At 62.2% G+C, this 20667-nt stretch carries 15 protein-coding genes and 1 pseudogene; 7 read left to right on the forward strand and 9 right to left on the reverse strand.

The genetic code is table 11. From position 1 onward, the window contains the following. Nucleotide 1 precedes the first annotated feature (1 nt). The 7 genes and pseudogenes from YY7_RS0110385 to YY7_RS0110420 all read right to left on the reverse strand — a co-directional run bounded on the left by YY7_RS0110385 (nt 2) and on the right by YY7_RS0110420 (nt 8256). On the reverse strand, nt 2–841 hold the full coding sequence (locus tag YY7_RS0110385; protein ID WP_028163174.1) for an FAD binding domain-containing protein: 840 nt from the start codon (nt 839–841) through the stop codon (nt 2–4). Continuing rightward, entirely contained in the window at nt 838–3198 is a 2361-nt protein-coding gene (locus YY7_RS0110390; RefSeq protein ID WP_028163175.1) for a xanthine dehydrogenase family protein molybdopterin-binding subunit, read from the reverse strand. The genes YY7_RS0110385 and YY7_RS0110390 overlap by 4 nt, the downstream gene beginning before the upstream one ends. Nucleotides 3199–3239: 41 nt before the next feature. Continuing rightward, nucleotides 3240–4609: pseudogene (locus YY7_RS0110395) on the reverse strand (amidase). Between the two features lie 95 nt (nt 4610–4704). Beyond that, the gene (locus YY7_RS0110405) at nt 4705–6120 is read right to left on the reverse strand and encodes a TRAP transporter large permease (protein WP_028163178.1); all 1416 of its coding nucleotides are present in this window, start codon (nt 6118–6120) and stop codon (nt 4705–4707) included. Nucleotides 6121–6163: 43 nt separating this feature from the next. Further along, entirely contained in the window at nt 6164–6712 is a 549-nt protein-coding gene (locus YY7_RS0110410; RefSeq protein WP_028163179.1) for a TRAP transporter small permease subunit, read from the reverse strand. A gap of 95 nt (nt 6713–6807) precedes the next feature. Beyond that, on the reverse strand, nt 6808–7905 hold the full coding sequence (locus YY7_RS0110415) for a TRAP transporter substrate-binding protein (protein WP_028163180.1): 1098 nt from the start codon (nt 7903–7905) through the stop codon (nt 6808–6810). Nucleotides 7906–8058: 153 nt separating this feature from the next. Further along, nucleotides 8059–8256 carry a hypothetical protein gene (locus YY7_RS0110420; RefSeq protein ID WP_155255113.1) on the reverse strand — a complete coding sequence of 66 codons (198 nt, stop codon included), beginning with the start codon at nt 8254–8256 and terminating at the stop codon, nt 8059–8061. Nucleotides 8257–8426: 170 nt separating this feature from the next. Here YY7_RS0110420 and YY7_RS51295 point away from each other — a divergent pair, with 170 nt between their 5' ends. Then, nucleotides 8427–8975, forward strand: a complete 549-nt coding sequence (locus tag YY7_RS51295) for a MarR family winged helix-turn-helix transcriptional regulator (RefSeq protein WP_245287244.1) — start codon at nt 8427–8429, stop codon at nt 8973–8975. Between the two features lie 57 nt (nt 8976–9032). Here the strand turns inward: YY7_RS51295 and YY7_RS0110430 are convergent, their stop codons facing one another. Continuing rightward, nucleotides 9033–9566 carry an aromatic-ring-hydroxylating dioxygenase subunit beta gene (locus tag YY7_RS0110430; RefSeq protein WP_051396641.1) on the reverse strand — a complete coding sequence of 178 codons (534 nt, stop codon included), beginning with the start codon at nt 9564–9566 and terminating at the stop codon, nt 9033–9035. Between the two features lie 3 nt (nt 9567–9569). Next, complete coding sequence (locus YY7_RS57960; RefSeq protein ID WP_080663659.1) at nt 9570–12437, reverse strand: FAD-dependent oxidoreductase; 2868 nt, start codon at nt 12435–12437, stop codon at nt 9570–9572. Nucleotides 12438–12626: 189 nt separating this feature from the next. Between YY7_RS57960 and YY7_RS0110440 the strand changes: the two genes are divergently transcribed. The 6 genes from YY7_RS0110440 (at nt 12627) to YY7_RS0110465 (ending at nt 19607) form a co-directional block, all read left to right on the forward strand. After that, complete coding sequence (locus tag YY7_RS0110440) at nt 12627–12998, forward strand: antibiotic biosynthesis monooxygenase (protein WP_028163184.1); 372 nt, start codon at nt 12627–12629, stop codon at nt 12996–12998. A 6-nt stretch (nt 12999–13004) separates the two neighbouring features. Then, nucleotides 13005–13649: a maleylacetoacetate isomerase gene (gene maiA / locus YY7_RS0110445; RefSeq protein ID WP_028163185.1), complete on the forward strand. Its 645-nt coding sequence runs from the start codon at nt 13005–13007 to the stop codon at nt 13647–13649. Nucleotides 13650–13799: 150 nt separating this feature from the next. Further along, nucleotides 13800–14819, forward strand: a complete 1020-nt coding sequence (locus tag YY7_RS51300; protein WP_210164688.1) for an ABC transporter substrate-binding protein — start codon at nt 13800–13802, stop codon at nt 14817–14819. 22 nt (nt 14820–14841) lie between these two features. Next, nucleotides 14842–15603 (forward strand): ABC transporter ATP-binding protein, encoded by a 762-nt coding sequence (locus tag YY7_RS0110455; RefSeq protein WP_028163186.1) that lies wholly within the window; start codon nt 14842–14844, stop codon nt 15601–15603. A 7-nt stretch (nt 15604–15610) separates the two neighbouring features. Further along, the gene (locus YY7_RS0110460; RefSeq protein ID WP_210164689.1) at nt 15611–16378 is read left to right on the forward strand and encodes an ABC transporter permease; all 768 of its coding nucleotides are present in this window, start codon (nt 15611–15613) and stop codon (nt 16376–16378) included. A 271-nt stretch (nt 16379–16649) separates the two neighbouring features. Then, entirely contained in the window at nt 16650–19607 is a 2958-nt protein-coding gene (locus tag YY7_RS0110465; RefSeq protein ID WP_028163188.1) for an IPT/TIG domain-containing protein, read from the forward strand. Nucleotides 19608–20667 lie beyond the last annotated feature (1060 nt).

A 20667-nucleotide genomic window follows, 5' to 3' on the forward strand; every position in this document is an offset into this window, starting at 1 on the left:
GTCAGGATCTCCGCGGATCGTTGAGCTGCGCCAGGCTACGCTCCACAGCCACGGCGAGTTGCTGCCGATGTGCGACGTCGAGCGTAGCGAGCATGTCCTCGATCTCGTCGCGGACAAGGGCGGTGGCCTTGTCCGTGCCGTCCTGCTGTAACGCTGCGGCCGTGCGCGACAACAGCAGCGGGCGGCCATTCAGGGCACCAGCGACGACGCGGCAGATGTCCAGCCTCGGGTCGACGACGCATGCGCCGATCGCCTTGGCGAACTCGCCGGTCTTGCGGCAGACCTTGTAATAGCCCCAACGCATATCGGGGGAGAATCGCGGGATCTGCACGGCGCACAGGATGTCCTCCGCCGCAAGTTGCGGCGTGAATGCGCCACGCAGGAAGTCGTGCGCTACGACGGATCGCGCTGGGGCTATGGCGCTGCGGATTTCGATGATGGCTCCGATCGCGGCCATCGTGGACACCCAGTCCGCTGCTGGATCGGCGTGCGAAAGGCTGCCGCCCACTGTGCCGCGATTGCGCACCGCGCGATAGGCGATGCCGCGGGCGACGAAAGGCAGAAGCCCGCGCGTCGGGTCTTCGAGCGTGCCGTCTTCGATCTCGGCATGCGTCCAGGTCGCGCCGAGCGAGAACATGCGGCTGTCCGCCTCGATCGCGCGCAATTGCGGGATGTGTCTGATATCGATGAGTTTGGCCGGGCGCGCGAGGCGCAGATTTAGCATGGGCCCAAGCGACTGGCCGCCGGCGAACACCTTGACCTGTCCATCGCCGGCGGCGAGCCACTCGAGCGCGTCGTCGAGCGTCCGCGCCCGCTCGTAATCCAGAACCGCCGGTTTCATGCCGCATCCCTGGTGTTGGCGCGTCCGCCTTTCGCGATGGCGGCAAGAATGCGCTCCGGCGTCGCCGGGATGTCGCGCAGCACGGCATTCAGCGGCGAAAGCGCATCGTTAATGGCGTTGACGATCGCTGCTGACGGCGCGATCGCGCCGCCTTCGCCGACGCCCTTGATGCCATGCGCGGAATAGGGCGACAGTGTTTCCATATGATGGATGCGGAAACGCGGCAGTTCGGTCGGCCCCGGCAACAGGTAATCAATCAAGGTCGAGGCCAGCGGCTGGCCATTGTCGTCATAGGGGCTCTCCTCAAACAGCGCCGTCCCTACGCCCTGCGCCGCACCGCCGAAGGTTTGTCCCTCGACGATCATCGGGTTCACCATGCGTCCGCAATCCTCGACGATGGCGTAGTCGAGGATTTCCACGAGACCGGTCCTGGCGTCCACGGCGACATAGGCGGCGTGGCTCGCATAGGAGAAGACGCCGCTGTCGACCTCGGGCTTGTAAGCGGCCGTCGCTTCCAGGCCGGCGCGGTCGACATCGTCAGGCAATTCGTCGGGGCGGATGTACCAGGCGCGGCCAACGTCCGCATAGGAGACATTCGCGGCGCCGCCGAAAATACGGCCCTCGCGGAAAGTGATATCGTCCGGCTTGACCTGCAGCAGATGCGCCGCGATGGCTTTGATGCGGCCGGCAACGATGTCCGCCGCGCGTGACACCGCGCCGCCAGTCATCACGATACCGCGCGAGGCATAGGCGCCCGTGGAGAAAGGCGTGGTCGCGGTGTCGCCCAGCGTAACCCGGATATCCTTCAGCGGAACGCGCGTCATTTCGTGCGCGACCTGCGCCAGCGTGGTCTCGAGCCCTTGTCCGATCGTGTGGATACCGGCCTTGACTTCGAGCGCGCCGTCGGGCGTGAGCTTGACATGGGCCTGATCGAAGCCCGGCACCAGCGGGAGCCCCCAGGCGGCAAACACCTTGGTTCCGTGCGCAGATTGTTCTGTATAGGTCGCAAAGCCGATCCCGAGATAACGGCCTTTGTCGTCGCGTGCAGGCAGCTTGCGCCGCGCGTCGAAATCGATCATGCGTTTTACTTCCAGAAGCGAAGCCGGGTAGTCGCCGCTGTCGTAATGCTTGTTGGTGATGTTGGTGTAGGGCATCGCCGCGGCCGCGACGAGATTTTCCATGCGCACTTCCCACGCCTCGCGTCCAACCGCCTTCGCGATGGCATCGATGGTCAGTTCGATCGCGAAGCAGACGCCCGGTCGCGCCACGCCTCGGTATGGAGCGAAAGGCGGCTTGTTGGTTGCGACCGAATAGGTTTTGCAGCGATAGGATTTGAGATCGTAAGGGCCCGGCAGGTTTCCGCCAGCCTGCGCGGCTTCGAGACAGGCCGAGAATGGCCATACCGAATAGGCGCCGCAATCGACCGACACTTCGGCGTCGAGACCGAGCAGCCGTCCGCGCGCGTCGGCATAGGCCTTCAATTTGTATTCGTGCTGGCGCGCGTTTGCGCCGGCGGTCAGATGCTCGCGGCGGTCCTCGATCCAGCGGAATGGCTGCTTCTGCGTCAGCGCCAGCCAGGCCACCGCGATCTCCTCCGGCATCAGCATGCATTTGTAGCCGAAGCCGCCGCCGACATCGGGCGGCGCCACGCGCACGATCGCCTGCGGAATGCCGAGACATTCGGCCAGACCGATGCGGATCAGATGCGGCACCTGCGTGGAGGTATGCACGACAAGCTGCCCAGCGCGATGGTCCCACCACGCAACAAGGCCCTTGCCTTCCATCGGATGCATGACTTGCCGGGCGGTCGACAGTTCCAGCTCGACGCTAATCGGCGCCGTTCGGGCGATCCCGTCCATGTCGCGATCGAAGCTGGTTTCGAGGAAGAGATTATCGCCCCATTCGCGATGCAGCAGCGTCGCCTCGCGTTGGCGGCCGGCGGTGCTCGATGCAATCACAGGGATTGCATCGTAATCGACGTCGACGAGCTCGCAGAGATCCTCCGCCGCCGCCCGGTTGTCGGCCACGCACATCGCCACGATCTCGCCGACAAAGCGTACGCGTCCGTTTGCCAGCGCGGGATAGTCGGAGACCTTGTAGCCGGGAATGGAGGAGCGGGTGGTGATCGGCGCGACTCCGGCGAGATCGCTGTGAAAGAAGACGCAATCCTCGGAGCCTTGCGGCTTGCTCTGTCGGGTGATGAGCGCGTGCGCCACCGGGCTGCGCAGGAACGCGACTTCGCACATCCCCGGGATGCGAATGTCGGCGGTGAATTGGCCGCGGCCGTGTAGATGCCGGGCGTCTTCTTTCCGGGGCGCCCGGGCGCCGATGCCTTCGCCGTCGTTGTCGTGTGCCATCTGCGTCATGCTCCCTGCGCTCGGTCCGACACCTTACCTCATCACTGCGCGTCGAGAAGTTGCCAGGGGTGGTGCTGCTCATGGAATGCGACGGCTCCGAGCAGTCTGGCCTCCTCATACCAAGGGGCGACGAGCTGGAACGCCAGCGGAACACCGCCGTCCGAGAGGCCGGCGGGCACGCTGATCGCGGGATGCCCGGTCAGATCGAACAGACTGAGATAGGGCGTCCATTCGCGCCGCATGTCGCCGACCACCTCCCCGTCGATGCTGATCGGATCGAGCGGCTTGTGCAGCGCATCGAGCGGCTCCCGGCTCATGACGGGTGTCAGCAGGAAGTCGAAGCCATCAAACAGCTTCTGCACATGCCGGAACAGCGCGGTACGCTTGTTGAGCGCACCCTGAAGGTCCTGTCCGGAATAGGAAAGACCGACGCGCACGCCCTCGGCCAGGCTCGGTTCGATCTTATCCTCGACCTCGTCGATGATCTTGCCAAGCCGCACCGCCCAGTTCGACTGCTGAAGGATGCGCCAGGTCGGTTCCGGATTGTCCATCGCCCATTCGATATCCGTAACGGAGGCGCCGTACCCCTCCAACGTCTTCGCAACACGCCGAATCGTCTCGGTCATCCCGCGGCTAACGCGCGCGTTACCGACCTGCATGATGAGGCCGATGCGCTTGCCGGTGAGGTTTGCTGCCTGCGTGCTGATCTGTGATGCGTCGAACCGCGGCAGGCCGAGCGAATGCGGATCGCTCGGCGCCGGGCCGGCCATGGTTTCGAGCGCGAGCGCCATATCCGCGACACTGCGCGTGATCATGCCGAGATGGATGAAGTTGGCAAACCCTTCCGGCACGAGATCGTGCGGGATACGGCCGAGCGTGGGTTTCAGTCCGAGCACGCCTGTGCAGGCGGCCGGCAGCCGCGTCGATGCGCCCGCGTCCGTGGTGAGCGCAAGGCGTACCAGGCCTGCGGCGACGGACACCCCGCCGCCGCAGCTCGATCCTCCGCACGTCGCCGCCGGATTCCAGGGATTGATGGTGAGTCCGGTCAGGGGCGAGGAGCCCATCATGGTATGGGCGAATTCGGTGGTGGTGCTCTTGCCGATGATGATTGCTCCGGCCTTGCGCAGCCGCGCGAATCCGCCGCGGCGGGAGCGGCGTCCTGCATCAGCCGCGAACCCCAGTTCGTCGGCAGGCCGCAGACATTCAGGATGTCCTTGACGCTGACCGGAACACCGGCGAGCGGTCCGGCGGCTGCCCCGCTCGCATCGAGGGTGCGCGCTGCGGCAAGCGCGCCGTCGCGGTCGATCCGGACAAAGGCGTTCAGTGTCGGCTGGCTCTGCTGGCAGCGCTTGACCGTGTCGGAGATCGCGTCCTCGATGCTGTGCTTTCCGGTGCGGAGATCGATCTGCATGTGCCGTTGAAGTCAGTGGTTCTAAATGAGAGGTATACTGACGATATAACCCATGCTGTCAAGCGGCCGCCATGCGGGAGAAGAGCGCAGCCACCTTATTTGAAGTTTACTATCGACATGTCGCCGTCACCGCTGTCGGTTTTCGGCAGCTCGATGCGGATCGCAGCCGGGTCGACGTTCGATCGCTTGTCGATCCAATAGGTGACGCTCGCCGGCCAGAAGATCACGATCGCTACCAGGATGAGCTGCAATCCGACCCATGGCAGCGCCCCGAGATAGATGTCGCGCGACAGCACCTCCTTCGGAGCGATGCCGCGCAGGTAGAACAGCGCAAACCCGAAGGGAGGGTGCATGAAGCTCGTCTGCATGTTGACGCAGAGCAGTACCCCGAACCAGACGAGGTCGATGCCGAGCTTGTCGGCGACGGGCACGAGCAGCGGAATGATGATGAAAGCGATCTCGAAAAAGTCGAGGAAGAAGGCGAGGAAGAATACGAAGATGTTGACGAAAATCAGAAAGCCGACTTGTCCGCCCGGCACATGGCTCAGCAGGTGTTCAATCCAGCGTGAGCCGTCGACGCCCTGGAAGACCAGGCTGAATACCGTGGATCCAATCAGAATGAAGATCACCATGGATGTGATGCGCATGGTGTTCTGCATCGCCTGATTGACCAGCGGCCAGCTTAGTCGACGGTTCAAGGCGGCGAGAATGACCGCGCCGACCGCGCCCATGGCGCCGGCTTCCGTCGGCGTCGCGAGGCCCATGAAAATGGTGCCGAGCACCACGAATATCAGGACGATCGACGGTACCATGCCCCACAAGACGCGTCGCACCAGCACCCATCCACGCTGCGCGCGCGCCTCTTTGGGCAAGGGCGGGACGCGCTGCGGCGAAATGATCGAAACGGCGGCGATGAAGGCCAGGAAAAGCAGCACCTGAAGGATCGAAGGTCCGATCGCGCCGGCATACATGTCGCCAACGGATCGGCCGAGCTGGTCGGCGAGTACGATGAGTACGAGTGATGGCGGTATGACTTGCGTGATCGTTCCGGAGGCTGCGATCACGCCGGTCGCGATGCGCATGTCGTAGCCGTAGCGGATCATGATCGGCAGCGAAATCATACCCATGGCGATCACCGAGGCGGCGACGGTTCCGGTGATTGCACCGAGGATGGCGCCGACGATGATGACCGCATAAGCGAGCCCCCCGGGCACGCCGCCGAACAACTGGCCGGTGCCCTCCAGAAGGTCTTCGGCAAGGCCGCTGCGTTCGAGGATCGCGCCCATCAGCGTGAAGAAGGGAATAGCCAGCAGCAGATCGTTGGACAGGATGCCGAAGATGCGCAGCGGCAGGTTTCCGAGATAGGCCTCGGAAAAAAAGCCCAATCCGACCGACAGGAAACCAAAAAACAAGCCAACGGCCGCAAGCGAGAAGGCGACCGGAAAGCCGATCAGCAGGAACAGAACAAGGCCGCCGAACATTAGCGGCGGCATATGGGCCACCGTCAGCATCGGGACAGTTCTTTCGAGGATCGGATGTGTGCGGCGAAAGCGGTCATTGTTCCATACGGTGATATTCGGTCATGACCTCGGTCTCGGGCGCCACGCCGCGCAACAGCGCGATGCGTTTGACCAGTTCGGACATGCCCTGAAGGGTGAGCAGTAGGAAGCCGACCGGAAGGATCAGCTTCACCGGCCAGCGCATCAGTCCGCCCGCGTTGGACGAGCCTTCCTCGGTCACCCAGCTCGTGACGAAGAACGGCCATGTCATCCATGTCAGCAGGATTGTCGCCGGAAGCAGGAAGAAGATGATGCCGAAAATGTCCACATATAGCCGGGTTCGCGGACCGAAATTGCCATAGAGCAGGTCGACGCGGACATGCTCGTTGCGAAACAGCGTGTGGCTCGCCCCGAGCATGACTATACCTGCGAGCATGTACCACTGCGCTTCCAGCCATGCATTGGAGCTGTAGCTGAAGCCGTAGCGAATGATGGCATTCGCGGCGCTGATGGCACATGACAGACCGACCATCCAGTCCGCGATGCGGCCGAATACCGCGCTGGCGGCGTCGATCTTCCGGCTAAAGGCGAGCAAGGCATGCATCGATCTCTCCCACACTGGCGCCGTGAGCGCGCCGACTTCCCGCGAACCTCAAAGGTCGTCGCCCGGCAGCGTCAGTGGCCACCGGGCGTGCAGCATCATTGCGATGCCGTCGGGATGTCGTGCGTGAAGCGGTAGGCGTCGAGGCTCTGCTCTGCGACTCGGAACCACGGATTGGAGCTTTCGAGAAAGCGCTTCCAGGGGTCGTAGATGGTCTTGAAGTCTGCGTCCTTGGCGGCAATCTCTTCGAACGTCTCGAAGCTCGCCTTGTAGCACGCGTCCAGAACCGCGCGCGGGAACAGCCGCAGTTGCGTGCCTTCCCCGATCATCCGCCGCAACGCATCCGGATTGCGGGCGTCATACTTTGCGATCATGAACATCATCTGCTCATTGCACGCGGCCTCGAACGCGACCTTGAACGGCTCAGGCAGGGCTTCCCAGGCGGGCAGGCTGACCGGCGCGGTGATGCCGGCGCTGCCTTCCCACCATCCGGGGGCGTAGTAGAACTTGGCGACCTTGTTCAGGCCGAGCTTGGCGTCGTCGTATGGGCCGATCCATTCCGACGCATCGATGGTGCCGCGCTCCAGGGCCGAATAGATATCGGACGGCGGCAGCTGCTGCGGTACGGCGCCGAGCTTGCGCAGAATGGTGCCGCCAAGTCCGCCGATGCGGATCTTCAGGCCCTGCAAATCCTGCACGGTGTTGATCTCCTTCCGGTAGAAGCCGCCCATCTGCGTGCCGACGTTGCCGACGGGGAAGGGGATGACGTTCGATTTCTTGTAGAAGGCGCGAACAAGCGGCAGGCCGCCGCCTTCATACAGCCAGGCGGCCTGCTGCCGCGCATTCAGGCCGAACGGCAAACCGGCATCGAACGCGTAGGTCGGGCTCTTGCCGATGTAATTGGCGGACAGAATATGCCCGCATTCGATGGTGCCGTTCTGCACGGCGTCGAGCACCTGCAGCGCCGGGACGACTTCGCCGCCGGCGAAGCAGCGGATCTCGAAGCGGCCTTCGGTGAGCTGGCCGACGCGGCGGCAAAGGTCTTCGGCCGAGCCGTGAATCGTATCGAGGCTCTTCGGCCAGCCGGTGGCCATACGCCAGCGGACCGCCGGTTGAGTTTGGGCGATGGCCGGTGCAGCGAGTGCGGCGCCGGCGGTCCCGCCCGCTAGGCCCAAGAGCAGTTTGCGGCGATTCATAGTCCCCATCCTTTCTTCGCGTGAGAAATGCCGTCGCTTGCGAGTGCGGGGCGGCCGCGGATATCGCGCCGGTGGATTACATCCCGTTCGCCAAGAACCATGTCGGTTACGCCATCTATGGCCATGCGTGGAGCATATTAGTCAGCATATATCCTATTTTTGAAGATGCAAAAGCTGCACCAACTGAAGGACCGTGGTGGTTGAGGGTATGGAATGCCCGGTTTGCGTCATGACGGGCGGACGCATAATGCCATCGAAATACTTGGTTTCGATAAGCTCAGGGACGTTTCCCGAGCGCTGCATCTGCAAACTAAAGCCGAAGGGCGAAAGTATCATTCGATTGCGGATCACCGCGGCCTCCGTATATTAGACAGCGTACTGCTTATTTTCCTTGCGGCCGATGCTTAAGCCCCAGGCCGCGGTGAGGCGGCATGTCATGAATAACCGGGACGAAGGAGATGCGAGTGGACGCTGGGGGTGGTAGAGAACAGCCGGAAGCCGTCGCAGGGAGATTGTTGAAATTGGCAAAGCCCAAAAGAGTCGGGAAATCCAAGCCGGTCCGAAAACCGAAAAACCAGCCCGCCGGAAAGAAGGCGGAGCACACCTCGCTTTATGCCAGCATGCCGTTGTGGGCGCGCCCCGGCTTTCTGATCCGGCGGCTGCACCAAATCAACTACGCCCTGTTCTTCGAGGAATGCGCAGGCTTCGACATCACGCCGGTGCAATATGCGCTGCTGACCACGCTCAGCCTCAATCCCGACACCGATCAGCATACGCTCGGGCGCGAGGTCGGCATCGACCGCACCAATGTCGCCGACGTGCTGCGTCGTCTGGAGCAGCGCGGCTTGCTGACCCGCCGCAAGGGTGAGAAGGATCGGCGCGCCGTGCTCGCGCGCCTCACTCCGGCCGGGGAGAAGGTGACCCGGGAAATGTTCAAGGCGATGCAGCGCGCGCAGGCGCGGCTGCTCGAGCCTTTGCCTCCCAAGGAGCGCGCGGCCCTGATGGCGGCGCTGCTGCGGCTGGTTGATGCGAACAACCATCTCGGCCGCACGGTCTTTCAGCCAAGCTGAGATCGTTCGCCGGCCGCGCGCCTTGTCTGCCGGTTCGTCGCGGCAGGTCATATGCGGTCACACCGGCAGACAAAGCGCATTCGGCACCAGCAGGTTGTCATAGACACAGCGCCTGTTGGCCAATTTGAGCACGCCGTTCTCGCGACGGAATACGTCGAAATACACGCCAACCTGATGCAACATAGCGTCTGGTCGATCGAACAGCACCTGCAGCACGACGTAGTTGGCGCGTGCCTTGATCGTGCCGTCGCGCTCTTCGCCCAGCACGTCGAGATTACCGATGATGTGCCGCAGATAGCGCGGCGCGAACATCGCGGTCTCGCTGAGAGCGAAGGCGCGGTCGCGGATCATGCCTTTGCCTTCGCAATAGATCAGCCCAACCGGCATGTCGCGATCATGGTTCTCGCGCGACAGGACGACGTAGGTCGCGTCCTCCGCGAACATCTCGGTCCAGTCGGCGAGACGCTGCTCGTCGAGCGCGTTCGCATAGCGCACGTTGAAGGTCTCGATCTCGTGCCGCAGCAGGAGTGCCTCGAGGCGCGGATCCATGAGCGTGTCGGATGAGAGGTTGCGCTTAAGGGCCATATCCATGACTCAGAGTCCCATCTCGGCGCGCCAGTGCTTGTACATGGCGCGGATTGCCGCTTCAGAGATCAGGTTGTCGGCGGTGCCGGCCTCGACTGCCGGATCGAGTTTCACCAGATGCTCGCCGTTCGGCACGCGCTGCATGCCGTCCTGCACGAACTTGATCGCCTCGTTGTCTTCAAGCCCGAGGAAGCCGGCCGGCCCCATCAGATTGCCTTGCCGGAGGCGATGCCGTGTCATCTCCTCGCTGTCGCCCTCAAAACCGAACATAGTCCACTTCATGATGAATTCATGCGGTCCCGTCGGCACGATCTGGCGTACGCCCAGTGTGTTCATCTCGCGCTGCACGATCAGGTTTGGCCAGATCGTCGCCATTGTCACCGACCAGGGGCTGTCGAACTCGTCCACGAAATCCATGAAGCGCGGCTCGGCCAGCGTCATGCCCTCCTTGTAAGCGCGCATTTCCTTCTTCGCGTCGCTCGACACGGCCTTGCCGTCGGACTTTGCCGAAGCCATCACGCCATGACGCCCGCTCGGATCGGCGAGCATCAGCGACTTGTTGCCCGCGACCAGAAGGCCGAACGTGACCAGGAAAGTGTGCAGCAGGGTGGCGTGATAGGGGTCTTTCAAATTCTCATGATAGAGCTTCCAATTACCGGGCAGTGAGTGGCGGTAATAGCCGAGCACCTTGAGCTTGCGGCCATCGAAGGTCGCCTCGAATTCGCGCATGATCTCCGGCGTGAAATATTCGGCCAGCGGCTCCATGTCATCGCAATAGGAGGCGAACACCACGCCGCGATGCGTCGTCACTTTCAGGCGGCGCAAACCATGATCCGCATTCCTGAAATCTGGCGGCATGCCACCCTTGCCGCCGACGCCGCGACGAAAGGGAACGCCGGCCAAATTTCCTTTGAGATCGTACGACCATTGATGATAGGGACAGACGAATTCCTTTGCGTTGCCGGAAAGCTCTCGGCAGAACTCGGCGGCGCGATGCGCGCAGCGGTTCTCGAACACATGGATCGAGCCGTCTTCCGCGCGAGAGACGACGACCGGTGTCGGTCCGACGTGCGAGCGGATGAAGTCGCCGGAATTGGGGATTTCGGATTCGAGCGCGACATAGTTCCAGGTGCGGCCGTGGAAGATCTTCTCGACCTCGCGCTCGTAGATCGCCTGGTCGGTATAGACCCAATCCGGAATGCGGGTGAGGCCGTCGGCCGGCCAGATATAGCGTTTGGTGAGCGACAGTCCCGGGGTGGCGTTCATGAGGCTGGCCTCCATGGCATCGGCGCCTTCTTGTCCATCGGATGAGATGATGGCGCCATGAATATCGGGATCGAAAGGCGGGGCGGAATCGAGTTCGGCGCGCGCGGCGCGGATCGCCTGCGGGTGCGAGAACGCGACGATGCCGGTGAGCCGTCCGGTCGCTTTGTCGAACATGCGATAGATCGCGCCCGGGGCCGCTTCGTTCGCGGCTACGAGCGCGACATGATCGTCAGCGCCGACAATTCCGAGCATCTGCACATTGCAGCCGAACTGGTCGGTCCAGAACCAGGGGCGCTTTTGCGCCACTGGTGCGCTGTTTCCGGCGATCGAGCGGCCGGCCGCGCCGCCTTGCTCCTCGGCGTTCTGCCAACTTTCGAGCGAGAGGCGCCGCCCTGCGATCGGCTGATGGTACAACGCGCAATCGCCGGCCGCCCAGATGCCCGGCACAGAGGTGCGTCCTTGCGCGTCCACTTCGATGCCGGCGGGCGTGGTGGCGCAGCCGGCCTGCAGCGCAAGGCCGAGCACCGGTTGCATGCCGATACCGACCAGAACCGCGTCGACTTCGATCGTGTCGTCGCTGGTCACGACGCCGAGGCGTTCGCCGCGCCTGGTGATTTCGATAACCCCGGCGTTGCGGCGAATATCGACGCCATGCCGCTCCGCCATGATCCGGAAGGCACGGCCGACGACGGCCGGCATGATCCGCGCCATGATCTCGCGTTCGCGTTCGAGCAGGGTCACTGCAACGCCGCGCGAAATTGCGGTCGATGCAAGTTCTAGACCGATGAACCCACCGCCGACCACAGCGACATGCTGCGCGCGGTCAAGGGCTGCGCCGATGGCGGCGGAATCCTCGATCGTGCGCAGATAGTGAACGCCCGGGAAATCCGCACCGGGAATGCTCAGCCGTCGTGGCGTTCCGCCGGTGGCAAGCAGGAGCGAATCGTAAGCCAGAGCCTCGCCGTTCGCGAGAGTGATCCGGCGCTGCGCGGCATCGATCGTCGTCGCGGCAACGCCAAGATGCAGGCGCACGCCGAGCTGAACCGCGTCTGCCTCGCTCAAACGAACGCTGGATGAAAATTCGGCCGTACCCAGCAGGAATTCCTTGGACAGCGGCGGTCGCTCATAGGGAAGATGAGGTTCTGCGCCTACCAGATCGATGCTGCCATCGAAGCCGCCGGTGCGCATGGCCCGGATTGCAGCCGCGGCCGCCTGACCTGCGCCGACGATCACGACACCCGTCGTATCTTTCGCGGGCGCAGCGGCAGCGAGCTTGCTCTCGAAGGCGGATTCCGTAGCCGGCTGGTCGGGATCGATGAGAATGTCATCGCCTTCGACGCGAACAGCATAGGTCCGCAAATCCTCGGTCACCGGCGCGCAAAGGGCCTTTCCGCTGCGGATGTCGAACTGCCCCTGGTGCAGCGGACATTCCACCTTGCCGTCTTCGATCCAGCCTTCGGCCAGCAGCGCGAGCGCGTGCGTGCAGATGCCATGCGTTGCGTAGATTTTGCCGTCGAGATTGTAGAGCGCGATATGAATGCCGCCAACTTCGACGCCGAGGGCCTTGCCCTCGGGCACCTCGTTCAGCGAAGCCGCTCTCGTCCATGCCATTTGTGGCGTCTCTCGCACTGGAATTTATAATCAGTATAACATCATTTCTAAGGCTCGCAACTCCGTGAAGAGCGCTGCTGCGGACGAAAAGAAGAGCGCTGCTGCGCACAAAACGGCGCGATATCGCGCCTGTTGCGAAACCAAGATAGTCAGTGTACCATCATATATGTTCAGGAACGGGAGACTTTCATGGCGCAAGAGCCGCTCGCCACCAAGGGCAATTATCTGCATATCTACGACTTCCGCGTCATGCCGGGGCATGAGGAAGAGTTCATCAAGCTGTTCGAGGAATTTGACTATTCGGAAGGCAATCCGATGCACAAATCATCGGCGCAGGTGAAGGATGGCGTGCTGTGCCGCGATACCGAGGACCCGCAACGGTTCTTCCTGATCGCCGAATGGAGCGATATCGAGGAGCATGCCAGGATCCGCAAGATCCTCGCCAATGAAATCAAACCGGCCTTCATCAAGTATATCGAGGGCGGCAAGTTCATCCCGAAATATGTCGAGGTCGTATCCTCCACGCCGGATGACATCCTGCAGAAGGCCGCCGCAGAGTGATCTGACGTGTCGCGGCAACTCTACACATTCTTTCGGTCTTCGACCTCGTTCCGTCTCCGGATCGCGCTGGCCCACAAGCGGCTCGACTACGAGCCGCGTTATATCAGTCTGCCGAAGATGGAGCATCGGGCGCCGTCCTATCGCGACATGAATCCGCAGGGCCTGGTGCCGCTTCTGGTCGAGGGCGGCCGATGCCTCATCCAGTCGATGGCCGTGATCGAGTATCTGGATGAAGTCTATCCCGATCCTCCGCTGATGCCGAAGGATCCGCTCGGGCGGATCTACGTCAGGGCGGTGTCGCAGATCATCGGATGCGAAATTCATCCGCTGAACAATGTGCGCGTGCTGAAGCATCTCAAGGCGCAGTTCGAAGCGGACGAGGCGGCCACCAATGCCTGGTATCGGCACTGGATCGCGGAGGGGCTGTCCGGACTAGAGGACTACCTGCGGCGCGAAGGTCTATTTGGCCGGTTTTGCTGCGGCGATTCGGTGACGATGGCCGACATATGTCTCGTCCCTCAGATCTTCAACGCGCGGCGCTTCGATTGTCCGCTTGACGCGTATCCGATCCTGCTGGCGATCACCGATCGCTGCATGGCACTTGACGCCTTCCGCACTGCCGAACCGAGCACGCAGGCTGACGCGTTCTGAACTGTCGTTGCCTGCGCCGCGCGCCCCCGAGCCTCATTGTTGGGCAATCGGCAAATTAATCAGTACATAATCATATCTTGCGCGGGCAAGGCGCCGTGTTAGTCTTTTAAAGGAATGCGGTACTGCCGGGCAGATATGGGAGGTGTGCACATGATGGGATTTCGAGAGTTAACTGCGGTTACGGCGTTTATTGCATGTGTACTGATTAATTGTAGCGCATCGGCGGCCGACCGCCTGACGGTACGACTCGACTGGACGCCCTGGGGGTCGCAGGCACCGTTTCATCTGGCGGCGCAAAAGGGATTGTTCGCGAAGTATAACCTTGATGTCGTGCTGGATGACGGAACCGGGTCCGTCGCCACCGTGCAGATCGTCGGTAATGGTGAATACGATGTCGGCTACGCGTCGTTGGCCCCGATGGTGATCGCGCGCTCCAAGGGGTTGCCGGTGAAAGCGATTGCCGGCTTCATCAAGCAGAACGACATCGGTCTGTTGGTTCCGAAGGACAGCGGCATCGCCAGCCCCGCCGATTTGAAAGGCAAGAAGATCGCCTTCACCGCCGGTTCGCTCGAGGCGCCGTTCATCGACCAGTTTCTCGCCGCCGGAAAGCTGACTCGCAATGACGTCGACCTCGTCAGCGTCGACGCGGCAGGCAAAGCCGGCCTCTACATGGCTGGCCGGTCCGACGCGGCATTCTCGTCCGGACCATTCTTTCTGGCCGTCGTCGCAAGCCAGCGTCCCTCGAACGCCATCCGCTTCGCCGATCAGGGGCTGGAATTCCCGAGCTTCGGCTTGCTTGCGACCGAGAAGTCGATCGCCTCGAAGCGCGTGGCGCTGAAGCGTTTTGCGAGCGTGGTCGCGGGATGTTGGGCCTATATCTTTGCCGGCAATCAGGACGAAGCGGTGAGGGCGATCATTGCGGCGCGGCCGCAGGCCAAACTCAATCCGGCCGTCTTGCGGCAGCAGATCGATACGCTGAAGGATTATGCGTACACCGATGCAACCCGGAACCTGCCGTTCAGCACGATGGCTGCGGCGGACTGGAAGCGGGCCGTTGCGGTGCTCGCCGATGGCGGGCTCATCGAGAAGGGCCTCGATGCAGATGCAGTCTTCACCAATGAACTGATCGACGAGCGCGTCGTTGCGGACGTGGCCAGCGGCAAGAACTGACCCTCGCGATCCCGTTGAATCCATGATCGCAGCGTCCGATGTCGTGAAAAGATACGGTGACGCCGACGGCGTCACCGCGTTGCAAGGCGTTTCGCTTGATATCGCAGAGGGCGAATTCATCAGCCTGGTGGGGCCGAGCGGCTGCGGCAAGAGCACGTTCTTGCGCTGTCTTGCCGGACTTGAGGCGCCGACCGGCGGACGCCTGCAACTGGATGGCGCGCCCATCGACGGTCCTCCGGAGCGTCTCGGCATGGCGTTCCAGCGGGATGCCTTGCTGGATTGGTTCGACGTTCTGGAGAACGTGCTGTTGCCGGCGGATTTCGGCGGTTACGGCAAGAAGAAATACGAGGAGCGTGCACGGCAATTGCTGCAGATGGTGGGGCTCGACGGATTCGCGCGCGCCTATCCTCGGGCGTTGTCCGGCGGCATGCGGCAGCGCGTCGCGATCTGCCGCTCGCTGCTGCTCGACCCGCGTTTGCTGCTGATGGACGAGCCGTTCGGGGCGCTCGATGCGCTGACGCGCGATCAGATCAATGTCGACCTGCATCGGCTCTGGACCAAGCATCGGATGACCGTGGTCTTCGTGACTCACAGCATCACCGAGGCGGTGTTCCTGTCGACCCGCGTGGTGGTCTTTACGCCACGGCCGGGGCGCGTGGTCGCGGACATCGCCATCGACCTGCCGGCCGAGCGGAAACTGGCGATGCGCGAGACGCCGGAATTCGGTGCCTATACCAGCCGTATCCGGGCTCTGTTCGAGCAAATGGGCCTGATCCATGACTAGGAGCTTGATGAAAGCCGCGCGTCGAGCCGCCGTTCCGCTACTGGGGGTTGCGATCTTCCTTTTGGTGTGGGAGATCGGCGTGCGCGCGCTTGGTGTGCGGTCCATTCTGCTGCCGGCGCCGTCGCTGATCATCGAGGAGCTTGCAGCCTCTCCGGGCTGGTTCGCCGTGCAGACGGCCTATACCCTGGGCATCACGCTCGCCGGATTTGCCGTCGCCGTCGTGTTCGGCGTCCTGTTTGCGGTTGCGATCGTGGAGTGGAAGATCCTGGATCGTCTGCTGTTCCCGCTCTTCGTCGCGCTCAATAGCGTGCCGAAGGTGGCGCTGGCGCCGCTCTTTCTGATCTGGTTCGGGACAGGCGCGGAGCCCAAGATCGCTATTGCCTTTCTGATCGCAGTCTTTGCCGTGGTGATCGACACCGCGCTTGGTCTGCAATCGGTGTCGCCGGATACGATCGACCTGGCGAAGACCTTGCGTGGGTCGCGTCTGAAGGTGCTGCTGCGCATCAAGCTCTATTGCGCGCTGCCGCATCTGTTTGCCGGACTGAAGGTGGCGATGTCGCTGGCTCTGGTTGGCGCCATTGTCGGCGAATTCGTCTCGTCCCAGCGCGGCCTCGGCTATGTCATTCTGACCGCGCAGGGTACGTTCGACACGCCGCGTGTCTTTGCTGCGATTGTCATTCTTGCGGTGCTCGGCGTCGCATTGATTGCGGTGATTGAAGCGATTGAGCGGGTTGCCTTGCCGTGGCATCACACGAATTCGCAACGCTTGAAGTAATCGAGCAGCAGTACATCAAGGACGCCTTTGAGCAAGTAGAAGCAAACGTCTTGTTACGCCAGATTTGCGATTTTTCTTGCAGGCGAAACGCCAGGGCTGTCAGCCGACATCCAGCGATTGCAGCGTGGGTCCCGCTTTCGCACAGGATGTGAAGTACCTCATAAACCCGGGCTCGCACTGGGCGTAACGTTACGCATAGTCCGGCCTCGAGCTGCAGACGCGTGTTTGCGCAGAACGCGCTGGTGAAAATCTTGTGCGTAGGGAGGCGTAGATGGCCAAGCATACGCGGACGATCCCGTTGAGGACCAGAGCATCCACCAAGAAATCGCTGATCGCCGGTCGCAAGGGCAAGACACAAAACCCAGCACACAAGTCGGCCGCCAATATGGGAGCGCGAAGGCTGGAACGGAAGGCCGCCGAGCCTAGCCGTGCGCACAAAGCGAGAGCCACGGTATCGCAAGACCAGACGGTTAAGGCGGAACGCCAGGTCGGCAAGCTCGAGAACAGAGGCCCAGCTTTGGCAACGCCGATCGGCAAGGCGCCGTCGCGTCCCTTGGAGGTGTTCAATCTTAACAAGATTGATCCTGCGATCAGAAAATCGCCGATCAGGTTGAAGGACTGGCTCGACCTGCATCTTCCGTGGCTCGTCGGCCCGCACATCGCCTCGTTCGAGCCGTCGAACGGACAACGTGGCACGATCATGACGGTCCGCGGCTCGAATTTCGCGCCGACCCGCACCGACAACCTGGTGACGATCGGCGGCACCAGCGCGCCGGTGCTGGCGGCGAGCAACAACGAGCTCAAGGTGCTGGTCACCAAGGACGTCGATACCGGCCCGGTAGAGATCAAGGTCGGGACGCATACGGCGACCGGCGTTGGCAACTTCGAGATCACGGGCTATCCGGGTGGGAGCGATGAGGACGGCCCGCCGGTGTTCGCCATGGGAGCGGGCGCGGGCGATGCCGGCGACGTTAACCCGATCGGCACGATCCGCGTGCTTGCGGTGGTGTGCCAGGCCGCCGACAAGGTGCCGGCGAACCTCGCGAATGTGCGCACTGCGCTGAACGACCGCTGGACCAACGTGCAGACGTTCTACAACCAGGCAAGCTATACCCGCACGAATGTTCAGTTCGACATCGTCAATGCCGCGGCCGCGCTCGACGGCAACTTTGCCGACTTCGTCGATCTGGCAGGCGCACAGAACGTGATCTCCGGCCAGAAGAATCGGATGGCGGCGATTGCCGCGCAGCATGCACAGGACGAGGGCTTCGACCTCAACAATTACCAGATGCTGTGCGTGGTGATCTTCACCAATGGCGCCTTCATCCGCGCCTGGGGTGGGGTAGATACCCAGAATTTCTCCTACGACGACGGCAAGCCGGCGAGCGACTCCACTCACATCCATATCGACATCACGCTCGCCCAGAAGATCAACCTGCTGTGGATCAACGAGAACGCCAACTGGGGTCGGTTCGCGCACGAGTTCGGCCACAACATCGTCTCGGCCCCAACCGAGACGGGCGACGGTTCGGCCACCTTGGGCGAGGACGTCTATGGTTCTGACCTAGTCGACCCGGGCGCGGCGACCGCTCAGGAATTCGAACTGATGGGCGACCACGACAGTCATCCGATCTTCACTGGTTATCACCTGGAGAAGCTAGGCTATTACCAGGGCGTGAACATCAAGGAGCTGCAGTGGGACCGCAACCCGCACAGCGAGGAAGTTGACCTGATCGCCCACGGGCTGGCCGAGGACAATAACGCCAACCGGTTCCACCTGCTCAAGATCAAGATATCGAACGCGCTCACCTATTTCGTCGAGGTGCGCCAGCGTCCCGGCACCACGACGCAGATTTTCGACGACAGCATTCCGGTCGGAGCGGCGCCCAACCAGGGCGGCGTGATCGTGACCCGCGTGATCGCCGACGAGATGCACAACAATCAGCAGACCCGGTTCATAACCCTGATGCATGACGACCGGGTGCAGATCGCGAACGATATCATCGAGGACCCGGCGCGGGCACTCCGCATCACGGTGCTCAACGACTCGGTGCAGGCGCGCCCGCTGGTGTGCCGTGTGCGTGTGGAATGGTCGCAGACCATCGCCGACGATCCCAACGGCTCGTTCGATCTCAATGTCGAGCCGTGGGACTCGAACTGGCAGTCGCCCGACATCTGGGTCGATCGCGATCCGTTCGGCGCCTTCGATAACGGCACGGACTCCCAGGGGCGGCCGCTCGGCAACGGCGACAAGCCGTGGGTCAACCACATCAACCAGTTCACCGCACGCGTGCATGTGAGCGGCGCGATGGGCGCAAGCAATGTCAAGGTCACGTTCTACGCGATCACGCCGCCGGGCGTGGGCGACAACGGCAACTGGGCGCCGATTTCGGTGAAGACCATCGCCAACATTCCGCAGAGCGGCGCCATCGACACGTTCTGCAACTGGGTGCCGGTGGTTGGAAAGCATACCTGCTTGAAGGTCTATGCGTCGCAGCAATTCGGCGAGATTTCCGGCGGCAACAACGGCGCACAGGAGAATGTGTTCGAGTTCCAGGCAGCTGGCTCGAGCCCGGCCGACCCGCTGTTCATCAAGACGGCGGTGCGCAATCCGCTGGACGAGCCGCGGGCCGTGCAGCTATCGATGCGCGGCTTGCCGCTTGGCTGGGCGGCGCAAATCCCGCACGCCTGGGTCTGGCTCGAGGGCAAGGCCGAGAAGGAGATCGACGTGATGGTTTGGCCGGTGGCGGACGTCAACGTCTACAAGTTCGGCAAGAACAGGGAAGGGCGCTTCCCAGGCACGGCGCCGTTCCGCGTCGCCGGCTTCATCGAGCGCGGCTATGACGTAGCGATGGACATTTCCGGCACGGTGCCTGGGTCGCGCTTTTATGCGATTGGCGGCACGTTCTATCGCGTGAATGTGCGCAGGAAAGCGACCATCCGCATGGAGGTGGAGGGCAAGGAGCGCAAGGACAGCGTGACAGTGCATGGCGCGGTCGCGCCGGCGCGCGGCGGCCAGCGCATCCTGGTGGACGTGCTGCTGCCGGACGGCAAGACACACCGCAGCACCGAGACCAAGACCAAGGCAAATGGGGCGTTCGACGCCCAGATAAGCCTGCTGGACGAGGACCAGAAACTACAGCCAGGGACCTATTGGGTGCAGAGCTTTATCTTCAACGCTGATGAGCTTGCCGACGCGGAGTCAAATGTACTGCACATGACGAGGTGAGAGATCGATTCTCCGATCATCGGCCGCCTTTCAGGCCAACTCGGTGTCAGGTAAAGGAATTGGTCCCGGGCAGAGCTAAGGTAGGTGCCGCTTTCGGGCATCATGCCAGCGACACAGGCGAGTGGAGTCGGACCAAGGCCATCGATCATGGATCTCAGAATCTTGGGCGATGGTTATGGCATCAGCGATACCTAGTATTGTATTCGGAGCCGGTCCAGCGATGCGTCGAGCGTGGGCAGCGGTCCAACCTTATGCTGCCAACTTGGGAGGCCATCGCTGCGGGCCGCTACCGCGGGTCGGTAATGTCAACGGTGATGGTGGTGATGGCACCGATAATGACGGTGATGATGGTGGTGATGCTGCACTTGTAGCAACAGCCCCTCAACGGACATCGGCGTCGGTCCAAGCGGGCTGCCTGTCGGTGCGACGACGCTTAGCCCGAGGCAGGTACCGAGCAGAGTGCCGCGCGCGAGGAAGCCGGACACGGCAACGGCGCGTGGGAGCAGACAAGAACCACGGTGAAAAGCGCATGCACCAGACGAAGCGAATTCGGCTGGGTTGGAGTGCAAATAGGATGCAAATGGCTCTACCAAGTCGCGGGTCGTGCCAGCCTTATGCGAACCTGCAATCAGGCCGTTATGAGCGGCAGAACATCGGTCAGCTTCGTTGATTTTTCTGCGCCGGCGCTTGAGTTCGATCGCGTTCGTTGCGCTTTGGCGAGGTCATTTCTGGCGCGAAACTGGTGCGGTCCGCGGCAATGGCAGATTTCGGCCGATGAGGCTGCTCGCTGTCAATCGCTTTGTCGAACGTTCAGTAAATTAGCTTACTAAACATGCTGGTTATGGCTAACCTTCCGGCTCTCCTGCTGTCGGGATGGGCCGTATTGTGTCCGCTTGACCAGATCGGTAATCGTGGGCCGCCAAACTAGCTATAATGGTCGGACATTTTGCTGCACCGCGAACATCCCGCTCGTGCGTGCGAGCGTCGCAAATATTTCGCCAAGAGCGCGAGAACCGGCTTGACGGCATCAAAAATTTAGTACTACGTTTAGTAATATAAA

It is taken from the genome of Bradyrhizobium elkanii WSM2783, assembly GCF_000472865.1.
Lineage (GTDB): Bacteria > Pseudomonadota > Alphaproteobacteria > Rhizobiales > Xanthobacteraceae > Bradyrhizobium > Bradyrhizobium elkanii_A.

Bases quoted from the DNA above. Each gene is read 5' to 3' on its own strand.
- YY7_RS0110385 (WP_028163174.1), bottom strand. From the start codon at position 841: ATGAAACCGGCGGTTCTGGATTACGAGCGGGCGCGGACGCTCGACGAC.
- YY7_RS0110390 (WP_028163175.1), bottom strand. From the start codon at position 3,198: ATGGCACACGACAACGACGGCGAAGGCATCGGCGCCCGGGCGCCCCGG.
- YY7_RS0110405 (WP_028163178.1), bottom strand. From the start codon at position 6,120: ATGCTGACGGTGGCCCATATGCCGCCGCTAATGTTCGGCGGCCTTGTT.
- YY7_RS0110410 (WP_028163179.1), bottom strand. From the start codon at position 6,712: ATGCATGCCTTGCTCGCCTTTAGCCGGAAGATCGACGCCGCCAGCGCG.
- YY7_RS0110415 (WP_028163180.1), bottom strand. From the start codon at position 7,905: ATGAATCGCCGCAAACTGCTCTTGGGCCTAGCGGGCGGGACCGCCGGC.
- YY7_RS0110430 (WP_051396641.1), bottom strand. From the start codon at position 9,566: ATGGATATGGCCCTTAAGCGCAACCTCTCATCCGACACGCTCATGGAT.
- YY7_RS57960 (WP_080663659.1), bottom strand. From the start codon at position 12,437: ATGGCATGGACGAGAGCGGCTTCGCTGAACGAGGTGCCCGAGGGCAAG.
- YY7_RS0110440 (WP_028163184.1), top strand. From the start codon at position 12,627: ATGGCGCAAGAGCCGCTCGCCACCAAGGGCAATTATCTGCATATCTAC.
- YY7_RS51300 (WP_210164688.1), top strand. From the start codon at position 13,800: ATGATGGGATTTCGAGAGTTAACTGCGGTTACGGCGTTTATTGCATGT.
- YY7_RS0110455 (WP_028163186.1), top strand. From the start codon at position 14,842: ATGATCGCAGCGTCCGATGTCGTGAAAAGATACGGTGACGCCGACGGC.
- YY7_RS0110460 (WP_210164689.1), top strand. From the start codon at position 15,611: ATGAAAGCCGCGCGTCGAGCCGCCGTTCCGCTACTGGGGGTTGCGATC.
- YY7_RS0110465 (WP_028163188.1), top strand. From the start codon at position 16,650: ATGGCCAAGCATACGCGGACGATCCCGTTGAGGACCAGAGCATCCACC.